Raw genomic sequence first — 14,216 nt, 5'->3', positions numbered from 1 at the left:
GCGCGCATGATTGAACGGTTCCCAACATGACCACCACCAGCGACACCACCACCGAAGCGGCGCCGAGCGGCGCCCCCCTGTTCTATACCCGCCCGGTGCCGCTGCAGGCCGATGTGCATGCCGATCTGCGCATCCTGCCGGGCAAGCTCGAGTTCGCCGCCGGCAACAATGCCATTCCGCTGGTGCTGGGCGAGTTCTCGCTGGCCCTGCACCACTTCCCGATCCTGTTTGCCGGCCCGAGCGCGGTTCCGATGGCTGCCGTGGGCGTGTCCGACCAGAACCTGTTCATCAAGGATGGCCTGTGGGAAGACGAGGCCTATATTCCCGCCTACCTGCGCCGCCACCCCTTCATCTTCATCGACACCGGTGCGGAGAATGATTTCCTGCTGGGCATCGACGAGGAGAGCCCGCGCGTGGTCAAGGGTGGCGAAGAAGGCCAGCCGCTGTTCGTTGATGGCAAGGCCACCGACATGGTGCAGCAGGCGCTGGAGTTCTGCGGCCAGTACACCCGCGAGCATGAACAGACCCAGGCCTTCTCCAAGGCCCTGATCGACAACGGCCTGCTGGTTGAGCGCAACGCCACCGTGCGTACCCCGGATGGCCGCGAGTTCAATCTCAACGGCTTCCTGGTGGTGGACGTGGAGAAGTTCGTGGCGCTGCCGGAAGCGACCGTGGTCGAGTGGCACCGCAGCGGCTGGTTGGCGCTGATCCATCAGCACCTGATGTCGCTGGGTCGCTTCAATGACCTGACCCGTCGCCAGGTCGAGCGCCTGGCCGCGTGATCAAGGGGGTGGGCAGGGTTCCCGCGACGCGGGCGCCCTGTCCGGCCTGCAGTACGCCCAGCAGGCGACGTGCGTCGGTCCAGTCTGGCGTGGCGTCCTGCGCCAGATCGACCAGCTCGGCCGCGATGGCGGCGTGCTCGCATTGACCCAGCATCTGTAGCGCGCCCTGCAATCGGTGCGCGTGATGACCGAGCGCCGATGCGTCTGCATGATCGACAATCCGCTCGATCCTGCCGAGTTCATCGCAGATGTCGGCGCTGTAGGCCGCGTCCATTTCAGTCGCCTGCTCAAGCGCGTCCAGGCTCTGCGGCTCCGGAATGCCCAGCGCAGCGAGCAGCTCGGCGGCGCGCAGCGGCTTGGCCAGCACCGCGTCGAAACCCGAGCGGCGGCTACGTGCGTGGTGACGTCGCCCGCTGCGGGCAGACAAGGCGATCAGGCGGACCGGATGCCCGCTACGGGCGCGCAGTTCGCGTGCCAATGCGTAGCCATCGATGCCACGCAGCCCAATGTCGATCAGTGCGGCTGGGCGGGGGTGGCGTATCTGTTCGGCCAGCGCGCTGGCCGCGTCTTCCAGGGCACATACCTCGGCGCCCCAGCGCCGCAACTGTTCGGCAATGACGTGGCGATTGAGTGCGTGGTCCTCCACCAGCAGCAGTTGCAGCTCGGCCAGTGGCGTGCCCTCCACGGGCATGTCCCGGACACTCTCGGCAGAGTCAGCAGCGCATACCGGCAGGCGCAGGATGAAGCGGCTGCCGCGACCGAGGACGCTGTGCACGGTCAGATCGCCCCCCATCGCACGTGCCAGCTCGCGCGCAATGGAAAGCCCGAGGCCACTACCGCCACGCTGATGCCCACCGCTGCCTTGACGGAAAGGCTGGAACAGTTCGGCTACCTGTGCTGGCGCGATCCCGATCCCGCTGTCGATCACCTCCAGCAGCAGCTCTTGCGGCCGCGCTGCTGGAAGCAGCCGCAGGCGCAGTTCGATGCCGCCGATATCACTGAACTTCACCGCATTGGCCAGCAGATTGCTGGCAATCTGGCGTAGCGCATCAATGTCCACCCGAATGATCGGCGAAGGTTCGGTCGGGGCATCAAGATGCAGTTGCAGGCCTTTCTGTTGCGCCTGTGGCCGAATGGCCTCCAGTGCCTGCCGGCAAAGCTGGGTCGCATCACAGGCTTGTGCATGCGGCCTGAAAGCGCCGCTGGCGAGGCGCGAAAAGTCCAGTGCGCGATTCAACAGGCCGCGCAGGGATTGGCCGGCGCTGCTGGCAGCGGCGAGCAGATCGCGCTCGCCTTTCGGCAGTGTCGATTGTCCAAGCAGCTCGATCGAGGCCAGTACGGCCTGTGCCGAATTGCGCATCTCGTGACTGATCATCCCGATGGCCTGCGCGCTGCGGCGATCGCCGCGTACCCGCAGGTGACGGGTCATGGGCCACAGCAACAGGGCGACCAGCAGAGGGGGCAGCAGCAGCCAGCCGCGCGGGGGCGAGGCCTGCATCCAGTCCAGTGCGTTTCCCGCCGCCGCTGGCAGGGTCTGGCCTGCCCACAGGTGGAGCAGGCTCGCATGCTCCTCCAGCGTGATCTCCCGCAACGCCTGTCCGATGCGTTCAAGCAGCTGCTGGTCTTCCTGGCGGACGAGCAAGTAGAGGTCGGTGGAGAAGTCGCTGTCGAATGGCTGCAGGCGCAGGCTGCCGTTGAAATGGCGTCGAACCAGCGGGCGCAGCGTGGATTCCAGGCCAATCGCCACGTCGGCCAGGCCGGATTGAACTGCCGTCAATGCTGCGTACCGATCAGGCAGGTGCTGCAGCCGGATCTGAGGATGATGCGCGCGCAGCCAGCCGGCGTAGGGCCCGCCTTCAACGACGGCCACCACCCGGCCGTCGAGCTCGCGTATCTCCCGTGGCAGCCATTCGCCGGCGCGCCCTGCCAGCAGGGTGGCGCCACCCCGGAAGCGGCTGGACGCGGCGAGGTCGGGGCAGGGCAGCTTCTGGTGTCTCGCGCCGCCAAACACCATGACCAGGTCGACCTCGTGATGACATACAGCGAGGATTGATGCGGCGGTCGTCGGATAGGGGTGTTCCAGGAAGCTGAGTTGGGCGTGACGCGCCACCAGGTTGGCGTAGCCATGGGCGAGCGTCGGCGGTGATGACGGATCGGCTATCGCCGCGGGCACGGGGCGTAGGGACGGAGCGGTGGAGACCCGCACGCTGCTGCCCGGCAGCCAGCGTGCTGACCGGATATCTTCCGCCGACGCGGCGGGAAGGAGAAGCAGTACCAGCAACCCCCGGATCAGCAGGCACGGACGCAATGGCGCATGGCGCCTCACGGCGACTCCAGCCGTTCACGCAGCGCATAGATCTCCACATCGCTGCGCAATCCCAGCTTGCGCAGCACCGCGACCTTCTGTGTGCTGACGGTCTTGATGCTGCGGTGCCGGCGCAGCGCGATCTCCGATACGGTCAGGCCTTCCAGCAGCAGCTCCAGTACCTCCCGCTCGTTGCGGCTGAGCTCGCCACGATCGCCGGCCAGCCTGACGTCCGGCGGAATCCGGATCAGGCCCTGGAAGACGCGCACGATGGCGTCGGACAATGCCGCAAGGGGTTCGGCCTTGCTGACGAACCCACTGAGTCCGGCATCGATCAGGCTGTTGAGATTCGTGGTGGGGCAGAGCGTGGCGAAGGCCAGCATTGACGTGCGCGGGAATTCGCGGCACAGCAACGAAACCAGCTCGATGCCGCCCAGGTCGCCACGGGCGAGCGTGAGATCGATGATGGCTACATCCACGGGCATGCGGTGCAGACTGTTGATCAGCGCGTCGCTGCAACCATGGCTGGCGACGATGTCGAACCGGAGATCGCCTGACAGGTGCAGGGCGGTGCCGCGACGGACGACTTCATGGTCGTCCAGGAGCGCCAGGCGAAGCCGGCGCGGTGCAGGAAATCCATTCATGCGCGGGAGGTGATCAGCGCCCATGGGCGTGGCCACCATTCTGGCGCCGCTGTCGCGTCGAACATCGAATTTGTTGCGTTTTTACGACTATTCCTAAAGATCGATGGATGAGCTCCATCGATAAGTGCTGATCCATGGGCGGGACATATCGTCGGGTTGAAAGCCGCAGGGACCCAGTGCCCTGGCGCGCTCTCGCTGGGTACAGCTGGCCTGGGTTGCAGGGCTGCCGGCACCCTTTGGCAGGACATCAATGTGACGCGTCACGCCGGCGTGCCCGGTCACCCGCGAGCCGAGTAGTGGGCGGTAGCGCAATCTATCGCACCGACTGCGGCACGCGCCTGAGCCTGCCGGTGTCGTAGCCCATGGCCGCGATGCGCTGCACGGCGTGCTGGTAGTCGCTGTCCGATACGTGCGGGGTACGTGCCATGTACCAGACATAGTCGCGCTTGCTGCGTGCGACGATGGTCTGGCCATAGTCGTCGTCCAGCCAGGCAATCACGTACTCGGCCTGGATCGGCCAGATGAACTGCATGCCCCAGATCGCGCCATTGCCGTTCTTCTCGACCCGTCCAACCGGGTGCATGGACTTCTGCGGGGCGTCGAAACTGCCCTTGCGATAGGTGAAGGTCGTCTGTATGCGCCCGTCCGGCTGCAGCGCATAGCTCTCCACCGCGTCGAAGGCCTCGCGCTCCGGCCATGAGGGTATGTGGGCGATCACATACCAGTCGCCCATGAAGCGCGGCACGTCCACCGAGGGCGGGCGGGGCAGGGGACGGGTATCGCTGGAGCTGCAGCCGGAACCGAACAGGCTCAAGGCCAGCAGGGGAAGCAGGGAGCGCATGCGCATGTCACACCTCAACGGGGACGGAACAGATAGTGGGCAACCAGCCACTGCTGGCCATCGTCGTAGCCGAACAGCTCGGCGCAGGCCATCCAGAACATGCGCCAGCGCTGCCACCATATCTTCGCCGCCGCCTGGCCGTAGGTTGCGACCAGTACCGGCATCACCGCCTCGCGGGCCGCATCCTGGTTGGCCAGCCAATGGTCGGCGGTGCGCTGGTAGTGGGTGCCGTCCAGCAGCCAGCGCTGATCGAGTCGCAGGTCGTGCTGGAAATGCAGCAGCGTGTCGGCGGCCGGCATCAGTCCACCGGTGAAGAAATGACGGCCCATCCAGTTGTCGCCGCCCTCGGTCTCGAACGGGTACATCAGCGTGCGATGGGCGAAGATGTGCACGAACAGCGCGCCGTCGGGCTTCAGCCACTGCGCGATGTGCGCCAGCAGTCGCTGGTAATTGCGCACATGTTCGAACATTTCCACCGAGACACAGCGATCGAAGCGTGCCGTGGGCAGCTCAAGCTGGTTGACGTCGCAGGTCAGTACCTCGACGTTGTGCAGGCCCCTGGCCTGGCACTGCGCCATGATGTGCTGGCGTTGGCTGTGCGAGTTGGACACCGCAGTGATGTTGGCCTGCCGATAGCGTTCGGCCATCCACAGGGTCAGCGAACCCCAGCCACAGCCCAGTTCGAGAATCTGCTGGCCGTCGGCAAGTCCGGCGCGCTGGCCATACAGTTCCAGCATCGCTTCCTCAGCCTGGTCCAGCGTTTCGCGCCCGGTAGGGTAGTAGCAGCTGCTGTACTTCAGCCGCTTGCCCAGGCAGGCCTGGAAGAACGCCGCGGGAACTTCGTAGTGCTGGCGGTTGGCCGCGTCGGTATGCAATGCGAGCGGACTGTCGGTCAGTTCTGCGATGCGACGGCTGAAGCGTGCGGACTGTGCCTCGATACCTCCCGCCGATTCCTCGTGCAGGCGTTGCGCGCACAGGCGCCGGATGCCGGCACGCAGCGCCGCATCGGGAACCAGCCCGCGTTCGGCCCAGGCGATCAGCCCGGTTTCCGCATCTTCAGCCGGATTCAGTGACGGGATCGCGCTCATGCGGAATGCTCCTTGGAAGAACGGGGGAACCAGGGAAAGAACATCGGCGTGCTGCGCTGGTAGGCACGGTAGTCGTCGCCGCGGCTGCGCAACGCCTGCTTCTCGGTGAAGGGGATGCCGCTGAGATAGCGCAGGAACAGATACATCAGCAGCGGCCCGGCCCACGCCAGCCACCACAGGGGGGAACCGACGGCGAGCAGCACATAGGTGAACCAGTGCAGCCACTCGAAGAAGTAGTTGGGGTGGCGTGAATAACGCCAGAGCCCCTCGCGGCAAGTGCGGCCCTTGTTCGCCGGGTCGGCGCGGAAACGTGCGAGCTGGCGATCGGCCAGGCTCTCGCCGCCGACGCTCAACAGCCAGGCCAGTGCTGCGGCGACTGTCCACGGTGTCAGGCCGGCATGGGAATTGGCTGCCACCGCAACGAAGGGCAGAGCGAACAGCACGACCAGCAGCGCCTGCGCCATGAAGAAGCCAAAGATCTTGCCCTGGTGGCTCTGCCAGTGTTCGCGCAGATAACGGTAGCGCCCGTCTTCGGGTTCACTACGGACCCGGCGCCACAGGTGCAGCGCCAACCGGCCGCCCCACAGGCCGCCGAGCAGGCCCAACGCAACCCGAGGCAACATCGCGCCATCGCCGAGCAGCGCCAGCAGCAGGGCCGAGGCACCCACGCACTTGGCCCAGAGCACGTCGACAACGCCGATGTTCTGGTGGCGGCGCTGCCAGGCCCAGCCCCAGCTCATCACCAGCACGGCATACAGCAGTACCCACAGCAGATTGATCATGACGATGCTCCGGCCAGGGAGGGCGGGGTGGTGCGAGAGCCGCGACGAGCGGTGACGCACAGCAGCGAAAGCGCGATGCTCCAGCCCGCACCCAACACCAGCAGGCCCTGCCACGTGGGTGTGGCGAAACGGACCGCATCGAAACCGCGCGCTGCGGAGAGATAGGCCAGCGGTGCCAACAGCAGGCCGAACAGAGCCGGCAAGGCCGGGTGGCGCAGCAGGAAGCGCATTGAGGTGGTCAGCGTCATCGCGAACGCGGCCCACAGCGCCATGATCCAGGGGGGCGGCACCCAGCCCAGCGGGGCGGCGGCGTAGCGCACGGTGCCGCTGGCGGCGGCGCTGGCATCGACCAGCCATGCGCAGGCCAGTGCCAACACCATCAACCGAAGGTCCAGCCGTGGTTGCGGCGACGTCAGCAGCTGGCTGCCGATGTAGAGAGAGGCTGCCAGCAACGCCGGCCACTGCCAGCCGCGCCCGGCGCCGGCTACGGCGCACAGCCAGACCAGCTGGTTGCCAAGCAGATTGGGCCAGAACCTGCGCATCTCAGCTGCCTTGGCCCGATGAGGCGCCCGGGCGATGCCCCGGGCGCGCCATCAGCAGATGGGAGACCCCGATCGAGCGCTCCAGGAAGCCGCCCTCGCAGTAGGCCAGGTAGAACTCCCACAGGCGGCTGAAGCGCGTATCGAAGCCCTGCGCCTGCACGTCGGGCAACCGGGCGAGGAAGCGCTGGCGCCAGGCGCGCAGGGTCAGCGCGTAGGAGTGACCGAAGTCCTGCTGGGCGATCAGCTGCAGGTCGCTGGAGCGCGTTTTGGCGGCCATGATCGCGTTGATCGACGGAATGAAGCTGCCGGGGAACACATAGCGCTTGATGTAGTCGACGCTGCGCCGGGCCTGCTCGTAGCGATGGTCCTCGATGGTGATGGCCTGCAGCAGGGCAACGCCATCAGGCTTGAGCAGGCGCTGCAGCGTGGCCATGTAGGTATCCAGGTATTCCGCGCCGATGGCTTCGATCATCTCGATCGACACCAGCTTGTCGAACTGGCCCTGCAGGTCGCGGTAGTCCTGCATCAGCAGCGTGACCTGGTCCTGCAGGCCAGCTGCCTGCACGCGCTGGGCAGCCAGCGCGTGCTGCTCGGCGGAGATGGTGGTGGTGGTGACGTGGCAGCCGTAGTGCTGCGCGGCGTGCAGCGCAAAACCACCCCAGCCGGTGCCGATCTCCACCACGCGATCGCCCGGCTTGAGCTGGAGCTGCTGGCAGATGCGGTCCAGCTTGCGCCGGGAGGCGGATTCCAGCGACTCGTCTTCTGTGTCGAACAGGGCTGAGGAATACATCAGGTCCGGCGACAGGAACAGGGCAAAGAAGTCGTTGCCAAGGTCGTAGTGCGCGGCAATGTTGCGGCGGCTGCCTTCACGGCTGTTGCGGCGCAGGCGGTTCCAGCCGCGCAGCAGCCAGCCACCCACGCGGGCCGGGCCGCGCTCCATGCCGTCGAGCAGGTCGCGATTGCGTACCAGCAGCCGGATCAGCGCCACCAGGTCATCGCAGTGCCATTCCCCCTGTATGTAGCTTTCACCTGCGCCCACGCTGCCTTGCGCTGCAACCTTGCGGTAGAACGCCGGGTCATCGATGGTGACGGTCACATGCAGCTCGCCATGGGCATCGCCCAGCCAGACTTCGCCGAGTGCATCACGCACGCACAGGCGGCCGTCGCGCATGGGGGCAAGCTGTTGCAGCAGGCGGCGGCGCAGGAAGGCATCCAAGGCGCCGGGACGTGGCAGGGCGACCAGGGGAGTCATCGAGTTCATCGCGGTTTCTCGGCAAGGGCAGGGTGGTCATGCACGGGGTTGCGTTTCAGCCACAGCCGCAGCGCGTGCCAGTGGATGGCGGCCATCACCTGCAGGGTCATCAAGGGATAGCAGGCCAGGACCCGGGCCAGCCCGCGGCCGTCCAGGGCGTGTCGCTGCATGGCCTGGGTGGCATCAAACTGGCGAACGCCTTGGCGCCAGACCTGCATGTGCACGCGCAGATCATCATCCGGGCGGTTGAACCGCCAGTCGTAGTGGCAATCCATCGGCATGAACGGCGAGACATGGAAGCGCTTGTCGAACCGCCAGCGCAGCGAGGCGCCTTCGTGGGTGGCCGTGGCGGCTGGCAGCACATAGGCGTGCCGTTCCTTCCAGGGCGTATTGGTGATCTCGGCGACGATGCAGTCCAGGGTGCTGCCATCGGACTGGTAGCAGTAGTAGAAGCTGACCGGGTTGAATACGTGCCCGCCGAAGCGAAGATGGGTGAGCAGGCGTACCGGGCCGGCAGGCCGATAGCCCAGGGTAGCCGCAGCATGATCGCGCACCGCATCGGCCAGCGGTTGTGCGGGATTGCCGAAGTAATCGCTGCGGCGGAACTCGGCCAGGTTGCGGCGATTGACCGACCACAGCCAGCGCCCGGCGAACACGGTCTCCAGCTCGTCCAGATCGAGCAGCAGCTGCGCGATCGGATAGCGGAACGCGTGGGGCTGCGGATGATGCCGTCGGTGCATCACCTGCCCGAAGTAGAGTGCGCTGGCACTCACGCTGCCACCTCGCCGGGCGCAACGCTGTCAAGGTGCGCGGTGCACTCGCGCATCGCGTCCACCACGCGGCGGGCGCTGCGGATGCCGTCTTCGTGGAAGCCCCAGCCCCAGTATGCGCCGGCGAACCAGGTGTGGCGGCGGCCCTGCAGCTCTGCCCAGCGCTGCTGGGCGCGGATAGCGGCATGATCGTGCACCGGGTGGGCATAGTGCAGCCTGCGTAGCACCTTGGCCGGATCGATCGCCTCGCTGCGGTTGAGGGTCACGACCAGCGGGGTGTCACCGGGCAGGCCCTGCAGGAGGTTCATGCAATAGCTGACCGTACAGGGCGCGCCTGGATCCCTGGGAACGTGTGCATTCCATGCAGCCCATGCTTTGCGGTTGCGCGGCAGCAACGATGCATCGGTATGCAGTACTGCTTCGTTGGGCTGGTAGCGGATGGCGCCGAGTACTTCGCGTTCGACCTGATCGGCGTCACGCAGCAGGGCAAGCGCCTGGTCGCTGTGGCACGCCAGGATGACCTCGTCGAACCCCTCCACGCCGGCCGCGCTGTGCACGCGCGCGCCCCACGGCATGCGTTCGACCGAGTGAACCGGGCATTCCAGCCGCTCACGCACCCGCCAGCGGGCGCGAAGGGCATCGACATAGCGTGCCGAGCCACCGCTGACCACCCGCCAGGGGGCGCGCCCGGTCATCTGCAGCATCTGGTGGTTGGCCATGAACTGGGCCAGGTAGCGGGCCGGGAACTGCATGACCGTGGCGGTCGGTGACGACCACAGTGCCGAAGCCATCGGCAGCAGGTGCTCGTCGATGAAAGCGGTGCCGTAGCGCTGGCTGCGCAGGTACTGGCCCAGTGTCGGGCCTTCGTCTTCCGCCAGCAGCAGCGGCGCATCCCGGTAGAACCGGCGCAGGTCGGCCAGCATTCCCCAGAAACGTGGCGAAACCAGATTGCGACGTTGGCAGAACAGGCCATCCAGCGAAGTGGCGTTGTACTCGACGCCACTTCGCTCGCTGTGCATGGAGAAGCTCATGGTGGTCGGCTGCGAGGCCACACCCAGTTCTTCGAACAGTGCCGTCAGCAGTGGGTAGTGCAGGGGATTGAAGACGATGAAACCGGTATCCACCGCCATGCGCGTGCCGTCCACCTGCACGTCTTGGGTGTGGGTATGTCCGCCCAGGTAATCGTTGGCCTCGAACAGCGTCACTTCGTGTTCGCCGTCCAGCCACCAGGCACTGGCCAGGCCGGCAATGCCGGAGCCGATGATCGCGATGCGCATGTCAGTACCTCGCCTTGGCCAGTACCCACTCGGGGATGGGCTTGAGCCCCCTCACCAGGCCCATGGCCGCCATTGCGCGCAGCCCGTACCAGGTCAGGTCGATCTCCCACCAGCGGAACCCTTGGCGGACGGTCCCAGGGAAGAAATGGTGGTTGTTGTGCCAGCCTTCACCGAAGGTAAGCAGCGCCAGCCAGAGGTTGTTGCGGCTGTCGTCACGGGTCTCGAAGCGCCGCCGGCCAAAACGATGGGCCAGCGAGTTGATGGTGACGGTGGCGTGGAACAGCACCACGGTGGAAATGAAGAAGCCCCACACCAGCAACTGCGGGCCAGAGGTGTGCAGTCCGGGCGCCCAGCGCTCCAGGCCGGCGCCGAGTGCGTACAGCGCGGCGGCCAGCAGTACCGGCACCGCCGTATCAAAGCGGTCCAGCCAGCGCAGCTCGGGGAAGCGCGCCAGGTCAGGCACGCGCGATAGATCCGTGGCGAATGCCTCGCGGGTGAGGAACCAGCCCATGTGGCTGCGCCAGAAGCCGCCTTCGCGCGGCGAGTGCGGGTCCAGCGGTTGGTCGGCATGCCGATGGTGATGGCGATGGTGGGCCGCCCACCACAGCGGCCCACGTTGCACGCTGGATGCGCCGATCACCGCGAACACGAATTGCACCGTTCGCGATGCCTGGAACGTCCGGTGCGAGAAGTAGCGGTGGTAAAAGGCGGTGATCGCAAACATGCGCACTGCGTAGAGGGCTGCGGCGACGATCACTGCCGTCCACGAGATGCCTACCCAGATCACCGCGATGCAGGCCAGGTGCATCAACGCGAACGGTACGGCGCGCAGCCAGTCGATGCGTCCGGGCTCGCCAGTGGCGTGGTCTGCAGCGCTGCCGGTGTCGACCCAGCGCTTCAGGGTGCGCAGCAGGCGCCAGCGTCGGCGGGGGAGGGGCGCTACAGAGGACATGGCGGATCTCGGCGGGTGTCGTGTCTTCCTCTACGCAGCAGTGCGCGCAATGGATGCGGCCGACTGTGGAAAATTCCGGCTTCACTTGGGCATCACGCTGCAGCGTTCGACCAGCGGTTGCGCCCAGGCCTGTTGCCATTCGCTGGCGGGCCGCTCGGCCACCGGCGAACTGAAGCGCACCGTGACCTGTGGGTAGGTGCCGCGGGTATCGCGCAGGTTGCTGGTTCCGCGGAATTCCAGCAGGCGGCGGTCGGCGCTGGCATAGACCAGCGACAGGCGCGGCGCGATGCCGCCGTACCACGTGTCCAGACTGACCTCGATGGCCTGGGCGTCGATGCCCTGCCAGCGAACAGGGCCGGTACGCCGCACCTGCACCGGGAAGAAGCGCTGCCGCCCCGGCACCAGGAAGGGCAGGCTGATGCGTTCACCTCGCAGCAGCGCTGGCCAATGCTGGCGCACCGCGGCGTCGAAGCCCGTGTCGATCACCGCATCCGGTGCCAGCTCAAGCCGACGCTGACGCAGCTCGCTGGCGGCATCTTCTTTCCAGGCGATCGACACCGACTCGCCACTCGCGTCGACTTCAGCGGTTTGCCCGCTACGGCTGTCCTGCAGCGAATAACCCCGGGCCTGCGGGCGGGTGCTGGCCGGTAGATGCTTGCGGGCGAAGGGGCGGCCATCCGGGCACTGATAGAGCACCCAGCGCTCGGCACCCTCCGATGGGCCGCGCCGCCAGTGCACTTCACGATAGAGAAGGTCGCCCTGCGCCGAGGTGGCCACGCCCTCGTTGCGCAGCCAGGGCGCCGCCAGCGCGGCATGGGGCAGGCACAGCAGCAGCCAGGCAGTGCGCATGGTGTTCATCCGGTAGGGGGGCTCAGGTCATACGGCGGGCGCGGATGCTTGGATGCACAGTGCCTGCTGCATCCAATGGCCGCCCCTGCGCGTAGAGAGGACAGACCTTCACCTGCCCGCCGCTCACGCAGATGTACCCTGACGCTGCCAGCACCCTCCTCAACTTCGATACCGCACGCACCGTGTCCAGTTCCCAGCAGCCCAGCAGCGAGCCGACGAACTGGGCCGATGACATGGACAGTGTGGCGCGGCTGCGCGACCGTGACTGTTTCATGCGGATCTATGACTACTTCATGCCGCGGCTGTGCGTGTATCTGCGTGGCCTGGGGGCACCCGACGCCGTGGCCGAGGAAATGGCGCAGGAGTGCCTGCTGCGCCTGTGGTTGCGGGCGGCCGAGTATGATGCGGCCCAAGGCGCGCTGAGTACCTGGCTGTACCGGATCGCGCGCAACCTGCATATCGACCGCATCCGTCGAGAGCGCAGTTGGATGCAGGTGCAGGCAGCGGTGGAAGACGCCGCGGCCGTGGACATGATCGAGCGCAGCAGCGCCGAGCAGTTCGCCGACCAGGCGCGCCTTCGCCAGCGCATCAACGAGCTGCCCGCCGTGCAGGCGAGGCTGGTGCGGATGTCCTATTTCGAGGCGAAGAGCCACAGCGAGATTGCCCAGGCGCTGGGCATGCCGCTTGGAACGGTAAAGTCACACCTGCGACGTGCGTTCCTGCAACTGCAGGCCAAAGTGGGAGGTGCGCTGTGAATCCGCATCACCACCTGCACGAATCCACGCTGATGAGCTATGCCGCCGGCGCGCTGCCGGCGCCGTTGAGCATCGTGGCCGGTGCCCACCTTGAGCATTGCCCCCACTGCCGCCAGCGCCTGCGCGATGCCGAGGCGATCGGCTCGGTGCTGCTGGAGCAGACCCAACCGCCCGCGGCCGACGCGCGTCGCGAGCAGTTGCGCGAGGCCATGCTGATGCAGCTGGCCTCGGACGCGCCGAGCGCCATCACCGGAACCAGGCGCCCGGTGCCGAGGGAGCGGCCCGAGGCCGATCCGGACCATCTGCCCGCCTCGTTGCATCCTTACTTCGGCGCTTCGCTCAGTGCCCTGCGCTGGCGCTGGATGGCGCCCGGCGTGCACTGCATCAGGGCTGAGCAGATGCCCTCGCTGATCATGCTGAAGATTGCCCCGGGCAAGTGCCTGCCGATGCACAGCCATGGCCGCAGCGAACTGACCCAGATCCTTCGAGGCTCGTACAACGACGCGCTGGGGCTGTTCGCGCCGGGCGACGTGGCGGACCTGGACGAGGAGGTGGAGCATCAACCGGTAACTGCACCCGGTGTTCCCTGCGTCTGCGTGTCAGCGCTGGACGCGCCGTTGGTGTTCAGTGGCTGGTTGGCGCGGAAGATCCAGCGTTTCGTGAAACTCTAGCGTGGTGCGACCATGACCGGGAAAGGTGCGTTGAGGATTCTGTTGACCGGTGCTGCGGGCCTGGTGGGGCAGGGTGTTGCGCTGGCCTGCCAGCGCTCGCCGCAGGTGGCCCACCTGACTGCCCTGGTGCGCAGGCCGGGCAGCCTGAACGGGCCTGGCAGCGAACTGATCGTCCCCGATTTTCTGCATATGCAAGGCCGGCATGAGCAACTGGCAGGCTTCGACGCATGCTTCTACTGTGCCGGTGCGCCACCGGTCGGCACAGCAGAGGCCGAGTATCGACGCGTGACCCTGGACATCACGCTGGCGGTCGCACGCGCCTGGGCGGCGGCGAATCCCGAGGGGCGCTTTCTATATGTATCCGGTGCGGGTGCGGATCCGCAGAGCCGGGTAATGCCGCTGAGGGTCAAGGGCGAGACCGAAGTGGCATTGCAGGCCCTGCCGGTGCGCACGGTGATGCTGCGCCCCGGAGGCGTTCGCCCGGTCCCGGGTACCGGCACCCGTCATGCACTGCTGAAGCCGCTGTACTGGGGCGGTGCGCCATTGATGAAACTGGCCGGCGCGGTTGCGCCTTCGCTGGTGACGAGCAATCTGGCGCTGGGCCAGGCGATGGTTGCCTTGGCCGCCAGGGAGCATCCGCCGGGCACGGTGGAATGCGCGGACATCAATCGGATCGCCGCTGGCGCGCGCGATCCGGCGTCCTGAT

Annotated in this window: 15 protein-coding genes; 4 read left to right on the top strand and 11 right to left on the bottom strand. The window is 66.7% G+C overall.

Annotation, left to right across the window (positions count from 1 at the left end; translation table 11 throughout):
• Window positions 1-26: 26 nt before the first annotated feature.
• On the top strand, window positions 27-782 hold the full coding sequence (locus AC2A1N_RS20850) for a SapC family protein (RefSeq protein WP_242892583.1): 756 nt from the start codon (window positions 27-29) through the stop codon (window positions 780-782).
• On the opposite strand, the gene AC2A1N_RS20845 is transcribed toward AC2A1N_RS20850, so the two are convergent.
• The 11 genes from AC2A1N_RS20845 to AC2A1N_RS20795 all read right to left on the bottom strand — a co-directional run bounded on the left by AC2A1N_RS20845 (window position 739) and on the right by AC2A1N_RS20795 (window position 12,084).
• Window positions 739-3,108 carry an ATP-binding protein gene (locus tag AC2A1N_RS20845; RefSeq protein WP_484373369.1) on the bottom strand — a complete coding sequence of 790 codons (2,370 nt, stop codon included), beginning with the start codon at window positions 3,106-3,108 and terminating at the stop codon, window positions 739-741. The genes AC2A1N_RS20850 and AC2A1N_RS20845 overlap by 44 nt on opposite strands.
• A complete protein-coding gene (locus tag AC2A1N_RS20840) occupies window positions 3,105-3,731 on the bottom strand; it encodes a response regulator transcription factor (RefSeq protein WP_242892624.1) in 627 nt (208 codons plus the stop codon). Before AC2A1N_RS20840 ends, AC2A1N_RS20845 begins: the two co-directional genes overlap by 4 nt.
• 313 nt (window positions 3,732-4,044) lie before the next feature.
• Complete coding sequence (locus AC2A1N_RS20835) at window positions 4,045-4,578, bottom strand: lipocalin family protein (protein ID WP_134968283.1); 534 nt, start codon at window positions 4,576-4,578, stop codon at window positions 4,045-4,047.
• Between the two features lie 8 nt (window positions 4,579-4,586).
• Window positions 4,587-5,660 carry an SAM-dependent methyltransferase gene (locus AC2A1N_RS20830; protein ID WP_242892626.1) on the bottom strand — a complete coding sequence of 358 codons (1,074 nt, stop codon included), beginning with the start codon at window positions 5,658-5,660 and terminating at the stop codon, window positions 4,587-4,589.
• Window positions 5,657-6,442: a DUF1295 domain-containing protein gene (locus tag AC2A1N_RS20825; RefSeq protein ID WP_088497490.1), complete on the bottom strand. Its 786-nt coding sequence runs from the start codon at window positions 6,440-6,442 to the stop codon at window positions 5,657-5,659. Before AC2A1N_RS20825 ends, AC2A1N_RS20830 begins: the two co-directional genes overlap by 4 nt.
• Window positions 6,439-6,984, bottom strand: a complete 546-nt coding sequence (locus tag AC2A1N_RS20820) for a DUF2878 domain-containing protein (RefSeq protein WP_180867940.1) — start codon at window positions 6,982-6,984, stop codon at window positions 6,439-6,441. The genes AC2A1N_RS20825 and AC2A1N_RS20820 overlap by 4 nt, the downstream gene beginning before the upstream one ends.
• Before the next feature lies 1 nt (window position 6,985).
• Entirely contained in the window at window positions 6,986-8,245 is a 1,260-nt protein-coding gene (locus AC2A1N_RS20815; RefSeq protein ID WP_242892628.1) for an SAM-dependent methyltransferase, read from the bottom strand.
• Complete coding sequence (locus AC2A1N_RS20810) at window positions 8,242-9,009, bottom strand: DUF1365 domain-containing protein (protein ID WP_061478666.1); 768 nt, start codon at window positions 9,007-9,009, stop codon at window positions 8,242-8,244. The genes AC2A1N_RS20815 and AC2A1N_RS20810 overlap by 4 nt, the downstream gene beginning before the upstream one ends.
• Window positions 9,006-10,283 carry an NAD(P)/FAD-dependent oxidoreductase gene (locus AC2A1N_RS20805; protein ID WP_242892642.1) on the bottom strand — a complete coding sequence of 426 codons (1,278 nt, stop codon included), beginning with the start codon at window positions 10,281-10,283 and terminating at the stop codon, window positions 9,006-9,008. The genes AC2A1N_RS20810 and AC2A1N_RS20805 overlap by 4 nt, the downstream gene beginning before the upstream one ends.
• A 1-nt stretch (window position 10,284) precedes the next feature.
• A complete protein-coding gene (locus tag AC2A1N_RS20800; protein WP_154350759.1) occupies window positions 10,285-11,235 on the bottom strand; it encodes an acyl-CoA desaturase in 951 nt (316 codons plus the stop codon).
• 81 nt (window positions 11,236-11,316) lie between these two features.
• Window positions 11,317-12,084: a hypothetical protein gene (locus AC2A1N_RS20795; RefSeq protein WP_242892646.1), complete on the bottom strand. Its 768-nt coding sequence runs from the start codon at window positions 12,082-12,084 to the stop codon at window positions 11,317-11,319.
• A 131-nt stretch (window positions 12,085-12,215) separates the two neighbouring features.
• Here AC2A1N_RS20795 and AC2A1N_RS20790 point away from each other — a divergent pair, with 131 nt between their 5' ends.
• Genes AC2A1N_RS20790 through AC2A1N_RS20780 form a run of 3 tightly spaced genes read left to right on the top strand, consistent with a single transcriptional unit; the run spans window position 12,216 to window position 14,215 of the window.
• Complete coding sequence (locus AC2A1N_RS20790) at window positions 12,216-12,839, top strand: sigma-70 family RNA polymerase sigma factor (protein ID WP_049414756.1); 624 nt, start codon at window positions 12,216-12,218, stop codon at window positions 12,837-12,839.
• The gene (locus tag AC2A1N_RS20785) at window positions 12,836-13,510 is read left to right on the top strand and encodes a ChrR family anti-sigma-E factor (protein ID WP_242892651.1); all 675 of its coding nucleotides are present in this window, start codon (window positions 12,836-12,838) and stop codon (window positions 13,508-13,510) included. The genes AC2A1N_RS20790 and AC2A1N_RS20785 overlap by 4 nt, the downstream gene beginning before the upstream one ends.
• A 12-nt stretch (window positions 13,511-13,522) precedes the next feature.
• The gene (locus AC2A1N_RS20780) at window positions 13,523-14,215 is read left to right on the top strand and encodes an NAD-dependent epimerase/dehydratase family protein (protein WP_134968277.1); all 693 of its coding nucleotides are present in this window, start codon (window positions 13,523-13,525) and stop codon (window positions 14,213-14,215) included.
• Window position 14,216: the final 1 nt, after the last annotated feature.

Source organism: Stenotrophomonas maltophilia group sp. SKK55 (assembly GCF_057179845.1).
This window is presented reverse-complemented; position numbering and strand designations above follow the sequence as displayed.

Excerpts from the sequence above, each read along its gene's own strand:
- AC2A1N_RS20825 (WP_088497490.1), bottom strand. The coding sequence starts at position 6,442 with ATGATCAATCTGCTGTGGGTACTGCTGTATGCCGTGCTGGTGATGAGC.
- AC2A1N_RS20795 (WP_242892646.1), bottom strand. The coding sequence starts at position 12,084 with ATGCGCACTGCCTGGCTGCTGCTGTGCCTGCCCCATGCCGCGCTGGCG.
- AC2A1N_RS20835 (WP_134968283.1), bottom strand. The coding sequence starts at position 4,578 with ATGCGCATGCGCTCCCTGCTTCCCCTGCTGGCCTTGAGCCTGTTCGGT.
- AC2A1N_RS20780 (WP_134968277.1), top strand. The coding sequence starts at position 13,523 with ATGACCGGGAAAGGTGCGTTGAGGATTCTGTTGACCGGTGCTGCGGGC.
- AC2A1N_RS20790 (WP_049414756.1), top strand. The coding sequence starts at position 12,216 with ATGTACCCTGACGCTGCCAGCACCCTCCTCAACTTCGATACCGCACGC.
- AC2A1N_RS20800 (WP_154350759.1), bottom strand. The coding sequence starts at position 11,235 with ATGTCCTCTGTAGCGCCCCTCCCCCGCCGACGCTGGCGCCTGCTGCGC.
- AC2A1N_RS20805 (WP_242892642.1), bottom strand. The coding sequence starts at position 10,283 with ATGCGCATCGCGATCATCGGCTCCGGCATTGCCGGCCTGGCCAGTGCC.
- AC2A1N_RS20850 (WP_242892583.1), top strand. The coding sequence starts at position 27 with ATGACCACCACCAGCGACACCACCACCGAAGCGGCGCCGAGCGGCGCC.
- AC2A1N_RS20840 (WP_242892624.1), bottom strand. The coding sequence starts at position 3,731 with ATGAATGGATTTCCTGCACCGCGCCGGCTTCGCCTGGCGCTCCTGGAC.
- AC2A1N_RS20820 (WP_180867940.1), bottom strand. The coding sequence starts at position 6,984 with ATGCGCAGGTTCTGGCCCAATCTGCTTGGCAACCAGCTGGTCTGGCTG.
- AC2A1N_RS20815 (WP_242892628.1), bottom strand. The coding sequence starts at position 8,245 with ATGAACTCGATGACTCCCCTGGTCGCCCTGCCACGTCCCGGCGCCTTG.
- AC2A1N_RS20830 (WP_242892626.1), bottom strand. The coding sequence starts at position 5,660 with ATGAGCGCGATCCCGTCACTGAATCCGGCTGAAGATGCGGAAACCGGG.